The 17,321-nt window shown below is 37.9% G+C and carries 12 protein-coding genes; 10 read left to right on the top strand and 2 right to left on the bottom strand.

The window, feature by feature from the left end; all coding sequences use genetic code 11:
- Positions 1–12: 12 nt before the first annotated feature.
- The 10 genes from murQ to dusB all read left to right on the top strand — a co-directional run bounded on the left by murQ (position 13) and on the right by dusB (position 15,707).
- Positions 13–825, top strand: a complete 813-nt coding sequence (gene murQ, locus DHD80_RS03085) for an N-acetylmuramic acid 6-phosphate etherase (RefSeq protein WP_251739502.1) — start codon at positions 13–15, stop codon at positions 823–825.
- Between the two features lie 64 nt (positions 826–889).
- On the top strand, positions 890–1,948 hold the full coding sequence (locus tag DHD80_RS03080; protein ID WP_251739501.1) for a carbohydrate-binding family 9-like protein: 1,059 nt from the start codon (positions 890–892) through the stop codon (positions 1,946–1,948).
- 11 nt (positions 1,949–1,959) lie between these two features.
- Positions 1,960–3,072 carry a putative glycoside hydrolase gene (locus DHD80_RS03075; RefSeq protein ID WP_251739500.1) on the top strand — a complete coding sequence of 371 codons (1,113 nt, stop codon included), beginning with the start codon at positions 1,960–1,962 and terminating at the stop codon, positions 3,070–3,072.
- Between the two features lie 139 nt (positions 3,073–3,211).
- Positions 3,212–6,298 carry a SusC/RagA family TonB-linked outer membrane protein gene (locus DHD80_RS03070; RefSeq protein ID WP_251739499.1) on the top strand — a complete coding sequence of 1,029 codons (3,087 nt, stop codon included), beginning with the start codon at positions 3,212–3,214 and terminating at the stop codon, positions 6,296–6,298.
- A gap of 10 nt (positions 6,299–6,308) precedes the next feature.
- Complete coding sequence (locus DHD80_RS03065; RefSeq protein ID WP_251739498.1) at positions 6,309–8,009, top strand: SusD/RagB family nutrient-binding outer membrane lipoprotein; 1,701 nt, start codon at positions 6,309–6,311, stop codon at positions 8,007–8,009.
- A gap of 142 nt (positions 8,010–8,151) precedes the next feature.
- Entirely contained in the window at positions 8,152–9,291 is a 1,140-nt protein-coding gene (locus tag DHD80_RS03060; RefSeq protein WP_251739497.1) for a glycosyl hydrolase family 18 protein, read from the top strand.
- A gap of 8 nt (positions 9,292–9,299) precedes the next feature.
- Positions 9,300–10,898, top strand: coding sequence for a family 10 glycosylhydrolase (locus DHD80_RS03055; RefSeq protein ID WP_251739496.1), 1,599 nt, complete (start codon positions 9,300–9,302; stop codon positions 10,896–10,898).
- A gap of 2 nt (positions 10,899–10,900) precedes the next feature.
- Complete coding sequence (locus tag DHD80_RS03050; protein ID WP_251739495.1) at positions 10,901–12,133, top strand: C40 family peptidase; 1,233 nt, start codon at positions 10,901–10,903, stop codon at positions 12,131–12,133.
- Positions 12,134–12,243: 110 nt separating this feature from the next.
- The gene (locus DHD80_RS03045; protein ID WP_251739494.1) at positions 12,244–14,652 is read left to right on the top strand and encodes an outer membrane beta-barrel family protein; all 2,409 of its coding nucleotides are present in this window, start codon (positions 12,244–12,246) and stop codon (positions 14,650–14,652) included.
- Positions 14,653–14,714: 62 nt separating this feature from the next.
- The gene (gene dusB / locus DHD80_RS03040) at positions 14,715–15,707 is read left to right on the top strand and encodes a tRNA dihydrouridine synthase DusB (RefSeq protein WP_251739492.1); all 993 of its coding nucleotides are present in this window, start codon (positions 14,715–14,717) and stop codon (positions 15,705–15,707) included.
- On the opposite strand, the gene DHD80_RS03035 is transcribed toward dusB, so the two are convergent.
- A complete protein-coding gene (locus DHD80_RS03035) occupies positions 15,692–16,909 on the bottom strand; it encodes an FtsX-like permease family protein (RefSeq protein WP_251739491.1) in 1,218 nt (405 codons plus the stop codon). The two genes, dusB and DHD80_RS03035, sit on opposite strands and share 16 nt — an antisense overlap.
- On the bottom strand, positions 16,910–17,302 hold the full coding sequence (rbfA, locus tag DHD80_RS03030; protein ID WP_251739490.1) for a 30S ribosome-binding factor RbfA: 393 nt from the start codon (positions 17,300–17,302) through the stop codon (positions 16,910–16,912). It abuts the gene before it with no gap.
- Between the last annotated feature and the right edge of the window lie 19 nt (positions 17,303–17,321).

Genomic DNA, 17,321 nt, shown 5'->3' with positions numbered 1-17,321 from the left:
AAAAAATTTTTCATGAATCAGCCCGATACCGAAAAAGATTCAAAATACGATGCATTAGAGCATATGTCGACTTCAGAATTATTGAAAAACATCAATGCTGAAGATCAAACAGTTGCAGAAAGTGTTTCCCACGTACTTCCCGCTATTGAAAAACTAGTAGATCAAATTGTTTTGAAACTGGAAAAGGGGGGACGTTTGTTTTACATTGGCGCAGGCACGAGTGGACGGCTTGGAGTTCTGGACGCTTCAGAATGTCCGCCAACATTTGGGGTAGAGCCGGGTATGGTCATTGGTCTCATCGCCGGCGGTGATACGGCACTTAGAAAGGCGGTGGAAAATGCTGAAGATGATACCGAACAAGCCTGGAAAGACCTTCAAAAATACCAAATTTCAGAAAAAGATATTTTGGTTGGTATTGCTGCATCGGGAACCACTCCCTATGTAATTGGGGGATTAAAAGAAGCGCAGAAAAATAATATTATTACCGGTTGTGTGACCTGTAGTGCCCAAAGCCCGGTTGCTGCGGAATCTACTTTTCCTGTGGAGGTGGTGACAGGACCGGAATTTGTAACCGGAAGTACGCGTATGAAGGCGGGCACCGCTCAAAAAATGGTTTTGAATATGCTCACTACTTCTACCATGATCAAATTGGGTAGGATCAAAGGGAATAAGATGGTGGATATGCAACTTTCAAATGATAAGCTTGTAAGCCGAGGAATAAGAATGATCATGGAAGAATTGGGATTACCAGAAGAGAAAGCAGAGGAATTATTGCTGAAATATAAAAGTGTTCGTAATGTTCTCATTAACTATCAAAATAAATAAATTTAGGTAGGCTTTAGAAGAAAATAACCACAATTAATTTGTGACTCAAAATCTATAGTGATAAATGAAAAAAGACCTCCTTTTATTCTTGCTAATTCTAAATGGATTTGTCCTGTTCTCTCAAAATGGCATAAAACACAGAAGTTATGTAGCCTATAGAACCCTGGACTCTATTTTTATAGATGGCATTGGGAATGAGCAATCATGGGAACGATCTAGTTTTACTCAGGATTTTATCGATATTGAAGGCACAAAAACTCCAAAATATCAAACCAATGTCAAGATGCTCTGGGATGACACCTATCTTTATTTTTATGCAAAAATGGAAGAGCCGCATATCTGGGCGATTTTAAAACAAAGGGATACAGTTATTTTTTACAATAATGACTTCGAGATTTTTATAGATCCTGATGGTGATTCTCATAATTACATGGAATTCGAGATGAATGCCCTTAATACTATATGGGATCTTTTTATAGTAAAACCTTATCGGGAACGTGCCCCAATCGTAAATAACTGGGAAATTAAAGGTCTTAAATCTGCTGTATATACCGATGGAACCTTAAATAATCCTTCAGATGAGGATAAGTTTTGGAGTGTAGAAGTCGCCATTCCCTGGGAGGTTTTAGAGGAAGCTAATATTGATGGCAGTGGACATGCGGATACGTTTTGGAGAATCAATTTTTCTAGGGTTAACTGGGATTTTGACCTGGAAAATCAAAAATATTCCAGAAAGAAAGACCATACAGGAAATTTTATTCCGGAATTTAACTGGGTCTGGTCGCCTCAAGGAGTTATAAATATGCATGAACCCGAACACTGGGGATACGTATTCTTTTCTTCTGAAACCTTAGGGAATACTGTTGAATTTGAAATTCCTGAAGACGAAAAAATTAGGTGGTGGTTGTTTGAGCTATACAGGAAGCAAAAAGCATATTATAAAGAACATGGTGAATGGGCTCAACAAATTGAAAAATTAGTTGAAGAACCGTTAGAAATCAATAATAATTTAATGGAGCCTGAACTGGAAAATCATCGTTCAGGATGGAATATTTCAATCGAAAGTCCTTTTACCGGGAACTCATATATCATTACTGAAGACGGCAAATTTTTACAAATCTAAACTCAATTAGTATGAAACTTAATCATCTTCTCATTTTAATTTTTTCGCTGCTTATAATTTCCTGTGTAGAGAAATCTAATGAAAAAAATGTCCATAATGTCGTTGACTCTAAAGTCGAAAAAAAGAAGGAAAATGATTTCAAATATTGGGTTTGGACCGGTGCGAACAGCGAGAGAGCCGATTCATCTTATACTGCTGAATTTAAAAAATACAGTGAGAACGGAATTGATGCGGTATTAATTAATACAAATACAAATCCTGAATTACTTTCCCGAATAGCGCCCATAGCGGAGCAGCAAGGCCTGGAAGTACATGCCTGGCTCATGGCCATGAACCGTCCCGGGGATAGTGTAGCCTTAAAACATTCAGAATGGTATGCTGTAAGCCGTGATGGTAAATCTACCTTTGACACCAGGCCTTATGTAGATTATTATCAATGGCTATGTCCTACCCGAGAAGAATCACGCAATCATGTCTTAGGTTTAGTGGAAGAACTTTCAAAAGTAGAAGGAGTGACAAGTGTTCACCTTGATTATATAAGATTACCCGATATTTTTCTTCCTATAGGCCTTTTACCTAAATATAATCTCAAGCAGGAAGAAGAACTACCTCAGTTTGATTTTTGTTATTGTGAGGTGTGTGTTTCAGAATTTGAAAAACTGCATCATAAGAATCCACTAAATATGGAAAATCCGGCTATAGATATGGAATGGAAACAATTTCGTTTAAATAAAATAAAAGCAATGGTAGATGATGCCTACAAAATAGTACATAATAATGGTAAAATTTTAACTGCTGCTGTTTTCCCTTACCCAGAAATGGCAGATCATATGGTGCGACAACGTTGGGATAAATGGAATATTGATGCCGTATTACCGATGATATATCATAATTTTTATAATGAAGATTTAGACTGGATAGGTTTTGCGACCAAACAGGGCGTAAATGACCTGAAATCTAAAAATACCGAACTGCATAGTGGGGTTTTTGTACCTGAAATGACAGGAGCAGATCTTTTGGAAGCCATTAACCAGGCTAAAACCAATGGTGCCAATGGTATTTCATTTTTTGATGGTGGAGCACTTAAAACTGAACATCTTCAGGTCATTAAAAATGCCCAATAGCCTAACTGGCTCCTAAATAATGTAAAAGTCGACTTAAATTAATGATAAATTCTTAACTTTAAAAATTAACACATTTTAACTAACGTTTAAATGTTTTGGGGACTTACCCCGTTTAGAATCAATCACTAAAATACAATCAATGGTCAAAAAATTACCTTACATGTTGGTTACCATGTTTTTATTTTTTCAAAGCATCGTAGCTCAGGAACAGGTCGTAACGGGAAACGTTATTGACAGTGAAACCGGTTTACCCCTTCTGGGTGTAACTATTGTAGAAAGAGGGACAAGTAATGGGACAGTTACCGATTTTGACGGTAATTATTCTATTGAAGCTGCACCAGAAGCTATCCTCGTATTCTCTATGATAGGTTATGGAAGGCAGGAAATTCCACTAGAGGGAAGAACAACTTTAGATGTAATTATGTCTGTAGATGCCGAAACTTTGGATGAAGTAGTAGTAACTTCTTTAGGAATTACACGAGAGAAGAAATCCCTGGGATATGCTGTTACAGAGCTACAATCTGATGAGGTTAATGAGATAAAAGATTACAATGTAGCTAATTCCCTTGTCGGCAAAGTACCTGGGTTAGTAGTGAATCAGTCCAGTGGAGTAGGATCTGGCTCAAGGATCACCATTCGTGGAAATAATACGTTAACGGGAAATAACCAGGCATTAATCGTAGTAGATGGTATTCCAATTGATGCATCTGGAAACGAATCTGGAGGTAGTATCTTCAACAGTACAGTTACCGGAGGAGGAATTACCGATATTAATCCTTCTGATATAGAATCTATTTCGGTGCTAAAAGGTCCAAATGCTGCCGCACTTTATGGATCCCGTGCCGCTAGTGGCGTTATCCTTATTACCACTAAGAAAGGTAAAATGGGAAGAGGATTAGGAATTTCATTGAATTCAAATATAACCTTTGAAAACCCAATGTTTTTACCAGATTTTCAGAATGAGTATGGACAGGGTACTAACGGAGCTGTTTATGCTGATCTAGATAATTTTGGAGGTTCTTCTTGGGGAGCCAGGCTTGATGGATCAGACCAGTTATATTATACAGGTGAACAACGTCCTTATACTGCTCAACCTAATAATGTGGAAGATTTTTTTGAAACCGGTTTGCAGGCTATCAATACAATAGCAATCGATAAAGGTGGAGAAAACTTCAGTACTCGTTTCTCCTATACTAATAATACAACCAGTGCAATTTTACCAAATTCAGATCTTGAGAGCCATAACTTCAATTTAAGATCTGTAATAGATTTATCAGATAAGTTTCACTTGGATAGCAAAGCAACCTACTTCACTCAGGATATAGATAATAGGGTTAATCTTGGAACAGAAGGTGTTCTGGCCTTTGTATATCGTATGCCCAGAAATGTAAGGATAGATGACCTTAAAAATTATAAACCTACACTATGGAATGATCCAGGGATGTTTAGCGATGAATATGCTGCAATTAGTTATGCCGGACAAAATAAAAGTATTGGAAATCCTTACTGGATGCTTAATGAAGACATGAATGATGAGCGTAGAGATCGATTTCTTGGATTCACAAAACTAACTTATGAATTCAATGACTGGCTTTCACTTTTTGCACGGGTTGGAGGAGATGTTACCAATAGAAGAACAGAGTATGTTCAGAATTATGGACATCACTTCTTTTACACCGGACGTCTTTCGTATTCTACCTATAAGAATACAGAGATCAATGGAGATTTTCTTTTTACCGCGAATAAAGATTTAACAGAGAAATTAGATCTTGTGGTAAATGTTGGAGGAAGTTTATCTAAAAGAAGTTTCGAAAATGTGAATACTAGCGGATCTCAGTTCCGTTTGCCTTCAAGAGTGTTTTTAAGTAACACAAATATTCAAACCAGTACTCATACGCCTCTTGGGGTAAAGAAAATTAATTCCCTATATGGGCAGTTTAGTTTTTCCTATGATGATTTTATGTATTTGGATTTAACGGCGAGAAATGACTGGTCTTCGACCCTAAGTGAAATCAACCGCTCTTATTTTTACCCATCTGCGAGTTATTCACTTTTGATAAATCGTTTTATCGATCCTGAATCTAATGTTTTTAATATGTTAAAGTTAAGGGCCAGTTGGGCAGAGGTAGGAAATGATACAGATGTTTATCAGCTTTATCAAACTTTTAGTGTCCCAACGCAGGGATATCTTGGTTTAACTGTTCTTGAAGGACCTTCGGTTAGGTTGAATCCAAATCTTAAGCCTGAAAGTGTACAGTCTACTGAATTTGGTATAGAATTTAATATGTTCAATAACCGGCTTTATGGAGACTTATCTATTTACTCTATTAGAACTACAGATATGATCTATAACGTACCTGTTCCATTTGCTACCGGTTATAGTTTCTTTAAAGAGAATGTAGGAGAGGTTAGGAATAATGGTATTGAATTTCTACTTGGCGGAGTACCCGTAAGGACTGAGAATTTTAGATGGGACGTTGCCGTAAATTTTTCTAAAAACAAAAATGAGCTAGTAGATCTTATCGAAGGATTGGATTATACTACGCTCAATTCATTAGGAAGCCTTTCAGTAAGGGCTAACGTGGGAGGAGGAATTGGTGATCTTTATGGAACTACCTGGAAAACGAATGAAAATGGGGAAAGACTTGTGAATTCCGAAGGAAGACCCCTGGCTTCAAACGAAGCTGAAAAACTTGGAAATGCCCAACCAGATTGGATTGGAGGCCTTAATAACACCTTTTCATATAACAATTGGAGCCTGAGATTTTTAATTGATGGTAGATTTGGTGGAGAAATTTTTTCTGCTACATCTTCCTATCTGGATGGAGCAGGAGTTTCTGAACGAAGCCTGCAATATCGTGGTGAAGATTTTGTGGTTGATGCAATTAATGAAGAAACAGGGGAGGCTAATACAGTTCCAATTACCGCACAGGATTATTGGGGTAGCTACTCGGGGATAACTTCAAATTATATTTATGATCAAACGAATGTGAGATTAAGAGAGTTTGCCTTAAATTATAGTTTTCCCTCAAGTATGTTTGAAGGCACAGTATTGAACTCAGCATCAATAGGTTTAATTGGAAGAAATTTATTCTTCTTATATAAGGATGCAGATGATATAGATCCAGATTCCTCCATTGGAACCGGTCTTTCAGGACAGGGAATTTCCCTGAATAACTCCCCAACGATTAGAAGTTTAGGAGTGAACGTAAATATTAAATTTTAAGAAAAGCATTATGAAAGGAATATTAAAAATTATTGCGGTAAGCCTGCTCCTGGTCTTTTCTCTGTCAGGGTGTTCAGACTTTGAAGAAATAAATACCAAGCCTGATGCTTTTACATCAGATGAAGTAAGTGCAAAATATTTTTTAACAGGGATTCAAATAGAATTGTATGCTCCTAATAGATTTCCTTACTGGAGAGCTCATTTAATTCATGCCGATAGATATGCAGGACAGTTTACGTTCGGTTTTAATGGATGTTGGTGGAATGATGGTCTGAGTTATACCTATAATATAGGTTATACCAATGCCGCATACGATTGGATGGCAGGTTATGTAAGTAACCTCAGTGTATATCAAAATTTTGTAAGTCCTGGAGGGGAACTTGAAAACGAGAAATTCTACGCTATCGGTCTTATTATGAAGGGTCTGTATTATCAAATGTATACAGATACTTTTGGAATGGTTCCTTATTCCGAAGCATCAGATCCAGATGTAATTACACCAAAGTTTGATACTCAGGCTGAAATTTATCAGGGCGTAATTGCAGATCTTGATGAAGCAATGGATATCATTGGGAGTGAAAGTGTAACCGGTGAAGGGCTGGAATTCCTGGCAGAGAATGATTTGTTTTTTAATGGGGATCTTCAAAAATGGAAAAAACTGGCCAATACTTTAAAGCTACGAATGGCTTTAAGAGCACAAGGGGCGCCGGGAGCAGATTTTGCAACAGCTGTTATAAATGAAGCCATACAAAGCCCTCTACTTACAACTTCAGATGATAATGCTCTCATGGCAAAAGACACTGAAATAAATCAGTTTGGAAATGCAGCCTATGGGGATATCTGGCATAATTTCGGAGGCGTTGGTTCAAAATGGAAAGTAGGTAAAACTCTTGTGGATTATTTAAGGGATAATAATGATCCAAGGCTATCTGCGTATGCCAAGCCCATAGAAGGTGGGGAAGCGGTTTTTAAAAAACCGGCAGAAGGTTCTGGTGTAGCCCTATTCGATAAATACATAGATTTTGTATTAGCTGAACTGGACAATGCAGGGGTAAATTATACAAAATCCGGTTCTGCTGACGAGATCACCATTGTAGTTGATGAAGGACCTTACTATGTGGGACAGCCAACAAGATTAAATGGTGATATTTATCCCCATATAAAATATAATCTATTTTCAGAGCCTGCAGATTGGGTAATAAACCCTAAAAATACCGGGCAGCCAATTTTTCCAGAAGTTGTAATGACCGCTGCTGAAGGTAATTTTTTACAGGCGGAAGCCATTGTAAAAGGCCTGGCAACCGGAGATGCCCCAACACTTTATAAAGAAGGAATCAAGCAGGCCATGCTAATTTGGAATGTAGACGAAGCTGCTATCTCTGAATTTCTGGGAAATGAGGAAATGGCTCTTTTGAATGGAACAATGGAAGAAAACCTGGAAAAGATCGCGATCCAAAGATGGATTGCGGCTTATACAGATGGTTTCGAAGCCTGGGCAATTGTTCGTGATACTGGCTATCCCACCGAGTTAGCTAACGGGGTCTCAGATTATGATATTTATTCAGCAGGAACCTTAAATGGTGAATATCCCGAAAGAATGCGATATGGAACATCTGAATATAATACGAATGGACAGCAACTGGAAGCTGCGTTACAAACACAGGGTCCAGACGAGCAGGGAACTGAACTTTGGTGGTCTGCTGATAATTAATTTAATTTAAAATTAAAAGAAAAGATCGTCATCATATTCTTTTGACGATCTTTTTATTTTCAGCTTTTTGCAGTCATAATAGTATTTGCAAAAACTTTGCAATATTGTTGAAGTAACTATTTTTTACAGAATTTAATTTAGAATGAAAAATCTTGTTGGATTATTAATGGGACTCGTGTTACTGTGCTGTTCTTGTCAGGATAAATCTTCGGCAAAGGAGAACAAGCAAGAATTTTCAGAAGAAATAAATAAAGGAGATGATTTTAAAGTTATTGCCTACTGGACAGGTTCCAACAATAAAATAGACCCGAATACCGTACTGCAGCTGGACCAGATTATTTACAGTTTTTCCCATCTTGAAGAGAACACTTTAAAAATCACCAAAAAAGACAGTAGCTATATTCAATATGTAACGTCCCTTAAAAAAATTAAGCCTAATCTTAAAGTTCTTATTTCACTGGGAGGTTGGGGTGGATGTGAAACCTGTTCTGAAGTTTTTTCTACGGAAAAGGCCAGAAAAGAGTTCGCCATTTCGGTAAAAACTATTTTGAAGGATTATAAGGTAGATGGGATCGATCTGGATTGGGAGTATCCGGCGATAGAAGGCTTTCCGGGACATCCTTTTAAGCTTGAAGACCGGCAGAATTTCACCTTACTTATAAAGGAGTTGCGGAATGTCCTTGGGCAAGGGGCGGTAATTAGTTTTGCTGCCGGAGGCTTTAAAGAGTATCTGCAAAAATCTGTTGACTGGAATAACGTAATGCCCCTGGTAGATCATGTCAATATCATGAGCTATGATATGGTGAATGGAGGAAGTTCAAAAACAGGACATCATACTTCCTTATATTCTACCAAAACTCAGCGAATATCTACACACAATACAGTTAAATATCTTGACTCAATTGGTGTACCTCATAAAAAGATGATTATAGGAGCTGCATTCTACGCAAGGGTTTTTGAACAAGTAGGCGATTCTTTAAACGGGCTTTATCAAATTGGAAAGTTTAAAGAGTCTATACTTTTTAAAGATCTGGATACGTATGTAAAAAGTTCACCTGGATTTGATTATTTCTGGGATTCGGAAGCCCAGTCTCCATATATTTACAATGCGGAAAAAGCTCTCTTCGTAACTTATGATGATTCCCTTTCTATTTCAGGTAAAACAAAATATGCATTAGAAAATGAACTTGGAGGAATTATGTTCTGGCAATTATCAGGAGATAAGCCTAATGGTCTCTTGAATGTTATAGATAACGAAATAAAAAATTTAAAAATTAATTAATGCCTTTGATGACAAGGAGATTAGGAATACTACCCATAATTTGTATATTTTTTTTGTTTGGTTGCAAATCCACACAAAAACCAGTTGCTGAAAATCCTGAAAAAACTCAGGAGGTCCAAAATGAACATTCAATTATTGAAGAGGTTACTTCTCCTTCCGAAGAGATGGAAGAAGATGAAGTATTCAATTTGCCACCAATCAATATTGCTGAATTTCGAGGGGCCTGGATCGCCAGCGTAGCAAATATCAACTGGCCAAGCAAACCAACTCTCTCTACAGAAAATCAGAAAAAGGAAGCACTGGAAGTACTAGATTTACTTGAAAACCTCAATTTTAATGCGGTTATTTTACAGGTGCGGCCACAAGCAGATGCCTTATATAAAAGTGATCTGGAACCCTGGTCATATTACCTTACCGGGAAAAGTGGAAAGGCACCGGAACCCTTTTATGATCCGTTGGAATTTTGGATTAATGAAACCCATAAACGCGGAATGGAACTCCATGTTTGGCTAAATCCTTATCGTGCACATCACACCACCGGGAAGGAAATAGGAGAAAAGTCGGTTATTAAAACCAATCCGGAGTTGGTTATGGAATTAAAGAACGGGATGTGGTGGATGGATCCTGCCAATAAAAAAGTGCAAGATAAATCTGCGGAAGTAGTGCTGGATATCGTAAAAAGGTATGATATCGATGCCATTCATTTTGATGATTATTTCTACCCCTATGCTTCTTATAATGGAAAAAAGGATTTTCCGGATGAAAAAAGCTGGAAGGAGTACCAGGTTTCTGGAGGGGCATTGCTAAAAGGCGACTGGCGAAGAAAAAGTGTGAATGATTTTATTCAAAGAATTTCTTTAGAAATAAAAAAGGAAAAAAGTTATGTGAAATTTGGGATCAGCCCGTTTGGGATCTGGCGGCCAAATTTTCCCAAGGGAATCCGCGGAATGGACCAATATGAAGAACTTTTTGCAGATGCAAAGCTTTGGTTGAATAAAGGCTGGATCGATTATTTTTCCCCCCAACTTTACTGGTCCACCAAACAAATCGCGCAAAGTTTTCCTATTTTATTGGGGTGGTGGGAATCTGAAAATGTAACCGGAAAACATTTGTGGCCGGGGATAAATTTAGGATTGGAAGAAAAGGAAGAAAATAAAGGAGAGATCAATTCACAAATTTTGATCGCACGCGGAATCCTTCAGGACAATCCTGGAGTTGTACACTGGGACATCAATCAGTTTAAGAAAAATCCGCAACTTGCCACAGCATTAAAAAAAGGACCCTACGCTAATAAAGCTTTGGTGCCGGCCAGTCCATGGATCGATGATTTGCCACCAGATTTTCCCAACCCTGAATTAACAGTTCAAAATGAAGAACTTTCAATTTCCTGGAAACCAATTAAGGAAAGTTCACATTATATTGTGTATTTTAAATATCAGAATTCAGCCTGGGATTATCATCTTTTGAACAAAGAAGTACTAGGCTATAAAATTTCGATGTTTAATCAAGAAAATTCTAAATTGGAAAAAATCGGGATTACTTCGGTTGATCGAACGGGAAATCAAAGTAATTTTAAAGAGTTTAATTTAGTAAGCCTAAAAATGTAATTATGAGAATACAACACTATTTATTGCTGTTGGTATTATTAATAATTTCTGCCTGTGAAAATGATAGGAAAGAAGAACCAGCAGAAGATACAATTTCAGAAAAATATATTACTGAGGTTAAAACTGAATATGCCCCGGATAAGCGTGTGGCCTTATTTGATATTACTTCAGAAAAGAAGGGGGACACTTATATTTTAAAAGGAGAAACCAATAAGCCTGAAGCTAAAAAGTCTTTCCTTTCCAAACTGGATGCAGACGGCATTCAATATCAGGATAGTATTGAAGTTTTGCCCGCTAAGGACCTGGAAGGAAAAGAATTTGGAGTGATCGATATTTCTGTAGCGAATTTACGCGGCGAAGGAAAGCATTCAGCAGAATTGGTTACGCAGGCACTTCTGGGTACACCGGTGAAAATATGGAAACGTGATGGGAGCTGGTATTATATACAGACACCCGATAATTATTTGTCCTGGGTGGATAGTGGAGGGATCACGATAATGAGCGAAAATGAGTTCGATTCCTGGAAAACTTCAGAAAAGGTGATTTATCAAAACCCCTTCGGAAACACTTATGTGGAACCTGCTAAAAGCTCCAAAACAGTTTCTGATATTGTTGCAGGATCAATCCTGGAAACCAGGGGCGAAAATGGCAATTTTTATAAGGTGAAATTTCCCGATGGGCGCGAAGCTTTTGTTGCTAAAAGTGAAGCTGCCGTGTATTCAGAATGGCTTTCAGAATTAGAAGTAAACGAGCAATCTTTAGTGGAATTTTCAGAAAAAATGATGGGTTTACCCTATTTATGGGGTGGGACTTCTGCAAAAGGAGTGGATTGTAGCGGTTATACCAAAACCATCTATTTTATGAATGGAATTGTGATCCCGCGGGACGCGTCGCAGCAAATAAGAGAAGGAAAACTGGTAGATTCTACCGGTAATTTTCAAAAACTTGCCGTGGGAGACCTTTTGTTCTTCGGCAGAAAAGCAACAGATTCAACTTCAGAACGGGTAGTTCATGTGGGGATGTGGATTGGGAATGATGAATTTATACATTCTTCGGGCGATGTACATATAAGCAGTATGGATTCTGTAGCGAGCAAGTTTGATGACTATAACCGCAACCGGTATTTGCGTACAAAAAGATTGATGGGAGAGCAATCAAACGGACTCACTTATTTAAAGAATAGCTCCATCTATTATGAGCAGAAGACCGACTCAGTTCCATCAAATGCAAAATAATTTTCAGTTTTAACTGTTAAAGTTTTTATTCTCAGGAACCTAAGTTAATTTGCTCTTGCAAAAGTTCATATTAATATTATATTTGAGAATATTTTAAAAAAAGAAGCTTTTTGATCCCAATATATATTCGATTTTTTCTTTTCCTATTTTTCTTTTCCGGTCTTTTATATTCACAAAACGATTTAAGGGGATTATTGGTTGATGAGCAGAATCAACCTGTGGCATTTGCCAATGTGATTTTGCTAAATGCCCAGGATTCTACCGGCGTTTATAAGGGTAGTGTTTCTCAGGAGAACGGTTCATTTGTTTTAGAAAATATTGCCGATAGTGTTTTTCTTTTTAAAGCAAGCTTTATTGGTTATAAGGATGTTTTAAGGAGGCTTGACATTAGCGGTGACAAGGATCTTGGAAAGATTATAATGAGCGAGGCTTCAGATCAACTGGATGAGGTAACTATTACCGGAAGAAAACCCAAAATTACCCGGGAGATAGACCGCCTGGTTTTTGATGTGGAAAATTCTTCTCTTTCCTCAGGAAATACATGGAATATTCTAAGACGTTCCCCCGGTGTGATTGATAACCAGGGACAGCTGTTAGTTAGAAATGCTGCTGTACAGATCTATATTAATGATAGAAAGGTATACCTCTCTGCAACAGAGTTAAAAACCTTGCTCGAAAGTTATTCTGCAGAAAATATTAAGCTTATCGAAGTAATTACCAATCCGCCGGCCAAATACGATGCGGAAGGTGGCGCGATCTTAAATATCGTTACCAGCAAATCCATTTCTCCCGGTTATAAGGGAAGTGTGGAGGGTTCCTACACTCAGGGCGTGTATTCTAAATTTAAATTAGGGACAAGTCATTATTTCCAGGGGGATAAATTGAATGTTTTTGCAAATTATAGTTTTAGTCCGCGCAAGGATTATAAAAACGATGATAGTTATATCAATTTTATTCGGGATGGACAGCTATTTTCTCGATGGGAAACAGATTTTACCCGGGCTACCACGTCCAGAGCGCATAATGCAAATGCCATTTTGGATTATACGCTTTCTGAAAAAAGCAGTTTAAATTTTTCAGTAAATGGGAATTTCTCCCCAAAGAGAAATTTTAATAATGATGTAAGCACAGAAATTTACAATGCGCAGATGATGCTCGATTCCACGCTTATAACAGATTCTGAAGTTAATACAGACCAGGATAATATTGCATTGAATGCAAGTTTCACCACGTCTCTTGAAAATGGTGGCGATCTAACCTTAATGGGACATTATACCAAATTCAATCAGCAACGTGACCAACATATTTTATCCAGATATTTTAATTCTGAAGGGAATAGCCTAGGGGCTATCGAGTTTGATACCAATGCGAATCAGGATATCAATATTGCCACAGCCCAGGTCGATTATTCGGGATCGCTGGGGAGTTCAGTTTTCGAAATTGGTTCTAAATATTCCATGATCGATTCTGAAAGCGGGATCGATTATTTTAATGCCGGGGAATTAAGGAATTTATACAGCGATCTTTCCAACAACTTTTTATACGATGAAAATATTTTCGCCGGGTATGTGAGTTTAAGTCACGATTGGGAAAAATGGAGTGCGAAAGCCGGTTTACGTGGGGAATATACCGATAGGCAGGGCGAATCTACCAGCACGAATGATGTTTTAAGCCGTAATTATTTTGAACTTTTCCCCACGGCTTTTTTACAATATCGTGCTTCAGAAAACCATAATTTTACTTTAGATTATAGCCGCAGAATTCAGCGCCCTCGCTATGAAAGTTTAAATCCATTTAGATATTTCCTGAATGAAACGAATTATAATTCGGGGAATCCAAATTTAATCGCATCTATCAGCGATAATTTCAACTTAAATTATACGCTTAAAAATGCCTATTTCTTCGATCTTTATTATCGTGATCATGGAAGGACACCAGAGACCCTGCCATTTCAGGATAATGAAAAACTAACCATAAGATATATAAGTCAAAATTTACTGGAGAGTAAAGGCTACGGGATTGATATGTATCATGCGCGTTCTATTACAAATTTTTGGTACGCACAAATATTTACTTCCATATTCCATCAACAAAATACTTTACTGGCTATTGAAAGTAATAATGCGGAAGTAACCAGAGAAATAGATGGAATTCAACTTTACGCGTATAATATTTTTACCCTTTCTAAAGACGGGACTTTTGAAGGCACCTTATTTGGGCAATATCTAAGCAATTATCTTTCCGGTTCTTATAAACTGGAACCCATGACGACGGTAACGGTTGGACTCCGAAAAACGCTGTGGAACAATAGGGCAGAACTTACGCTTAATTTCAATGATATTTTTAATACTACGAATACCAGATTAACTTCAGGATATTTGAACCAGAGCAACAGTTTTTTCTCCAATTCTGAAAATCAAACCGTGCAGGTTGGTTTCAAATATAACTTCGGAAACTTCCGTTTAGAAGACAATGAACGCAGTATCGATGCCGCGGAAAGGGATCGTTTAAAACCTTAATCCCACACTTTTATAATTCTTCATCCAAATTCCCTAATTTTGCAACCTGAAATAAACAGGACGTGGCAAAAATTGGAACTATAGATGTTGGGAACTTCCCGTTGCTTTTGGCACCGATGGAAGATGTGAGCGACCCGCCTTTCCGGGCACTTTGCAAGGAACAGGGCGCAGATGTTGTGTATACTGAATTTATCTCTTCTGAAGGGCTTATTCGCGATGCGGCGAAAAGCACCATGAAACTTGATATTTACGAAAAAGAACGCCCGGTGGGGATTCAGATCTTTGGAGCCAATTTAGATTCCATGCTAAAGTCTGTTGAAATTGTGGAAAAATCGGGGCCGGATATTATTGATATCAATTTTGGATGTCCTGTAAAAAAAGTAGTTTCCAAAGGCGCAGGTGCCGGGATTCTGAAAGATATTGATCTCATGGTTTCTTTAACCAAAGCCATGGTAGAACACACAAAATTACCCATTACCGTAAAAACCCGCCTGGGTTGGGATAATGATTCCATAAAAATAGTTGAGGTAGCAGAAAGGCTTCAGGATGTGGGATGCCAGGCGATCTCCATTCATGGCAGAACCAGGGTGCAAATGTATAAAGGTGAAGCGAACTGGAAACCAATTGCCGAGGTAAAGAACAATCAGCGCATGCATATTCCCGTCTTTGGAAATGGGGATGTAGATTCTCCAGAAAAAGCCATGGAAATGCGTGATGATTTTGGGTTGGATGGCGCCATGATTGGAAGGGCAAGTATTGGATATCCCTGGTTTTTCAGAGAAATCAAACATTATTTTAAAACCGGAGAATACCGTGATGCCCCAACTTTAGAAGAGCGTGTTGATGCTGCCCGGCGACATTTACAAATGGCGATCGACTGGAAAGGGGAGAGACTGGGTGTTTTTGAGACGCGTAGGCATTACACCAATTATTTCAAGGGAATTCCACATTTCAAGGAGTATCGTATGAAAATGGTGACCAGCGATGATTCTGTAGACGTTTTTGCAGTTTTCGATGAAGTGGAGAAAGAATTTTCCGGCTACGAATTTGCGTAAAGATAATAGGCTTTTTTACTTCGGCTTGCCGCAATATAGGAAGCGATAAATCCTAATGTCGCAATGGTTAAAATCACGATGAGGATATTTCCAAATTTCATGGCCACCGGGTAGGGTAAATTTGGCGTGATCATGACCAGATCATATTCCAGCTGAAGCGTGATAAGAATTATAGCGAATACTAAACCTATAAGTCCGCCAATCCCCGTCATCAACATTCCCTGAAAGAAAAATATCCTTTTAATTTGTTTGGGAGTTGCCCCCAAACTGAAAAGTGTTTTTATATTTTCCCTTTTATCCAGGATCATTACAATAATGCTACCCACCACATTAAATAAGGCAATAGTAAGTACCAGGGTGAAGATGAGGTACACAAAAAGGTTTTCTGAATTAAGCATTTTATTAAGGGCGTCATTCAGTTCGGCCCTGGTTTTAATCACCACATTTTTATCGAAAATGGACTCAATCTGTTTTAAAGTTTCTTCTTCAGAATAATCAGGATTTAGCTTAAATTCAATCCCTGAAAATTCATCTTCTTCCATGCTAAGGAGCTCCCGGGCAAAATTCAGGTTTGAAAAAACATATTGATCGTCCAGCTCTTCATTCACACTGTAAATTCCGCTAACAATTACCTGTTTGCTCGTGAAGGCATTGCTTATATTGGTCATGCTAATTTGCCCTTTTCCTGGCTTTGGCACCATGATCTTCAATAAATTCTGATAATTAAAAGTGCTGATATCCAATTGTCTTGAAATGCCATTTCCTATGACCACCTGAAATTCATTCGGCGCAAACCAGGTTCCATATACAATCGAACTGTCAATTATATTTACCCGCTGATAATTCTCATCAACACCTTTCAGGAATGCAGTATGATTTTTTGATTTAAAATCAAGAAATACGCGTTCTTCAATGATTTTACTATAGGTTGAAACCCCTTCGAGATTGTCCAGTTTTCCAAACTGCTCTTCTGAAATCTTAATGACTTTGCCTGTCCCCGGCACGGCTTTAAGATCAGGATCAAATTCATTAGAAAAGGAGAGGCTAAAATCACGTAAGCCTGAAAATCCGCTCAAAACAATAAACAAAGAAAAGGCACCGGCAAAAACCCCAATCGCAGCAATAATTGTAATAATATTGATCGCGTTGTTTTTGCTTTTAGTAAATAAATATCGCTTGGCGATGTAAAGCGGAAACTTCAATTAGGATTTTTTTCTTTTTGAAAGTAAATCGGGATTGGCAATTGGATCTTCTTTTCCTTTGATGGATTTTTCAATTCCATCGATATATTCCAGGGAATCGTCTACATAAAAACTAAGATCGGGCATTTTCCGCAGCTGATGTTTTGTGCGTTGCGCCAGTTCGTGTTTTATTTTATATTTATTTTCGTTGATTTCGGAAAGGACCTCATCTACATGTTTTGAAGGAAAAATACTGAGGTATGCTTTGGCAATGGAAAGATCTGTAGTGACCCTTACTTTGGAAACAGAAATCAATATTCCCAACCGCCCACTATCTCTCAATGCATTTTGAAGGATTTCCGCAAGGTCCTTTTGCAGTAATCCGCCTATCTTCTTTTGTCTGTTTGTTTCCATGCTACAAAAGTAAATAATT

The organism is Gramella sp. AN32 (assembly GCF_023718305.1).
GTDB lineage: Bacteria > Bacteroidota > Bacteroidia > Flavobacteriales > Flavobacteriaceae > Christiangramia > Christiangramia antarctica.
The sequence above is the reverse complement of the archived record's forward strand: the minus strand, read 5'-3'. Positions and strand labels throughout refer to the sequence as shown.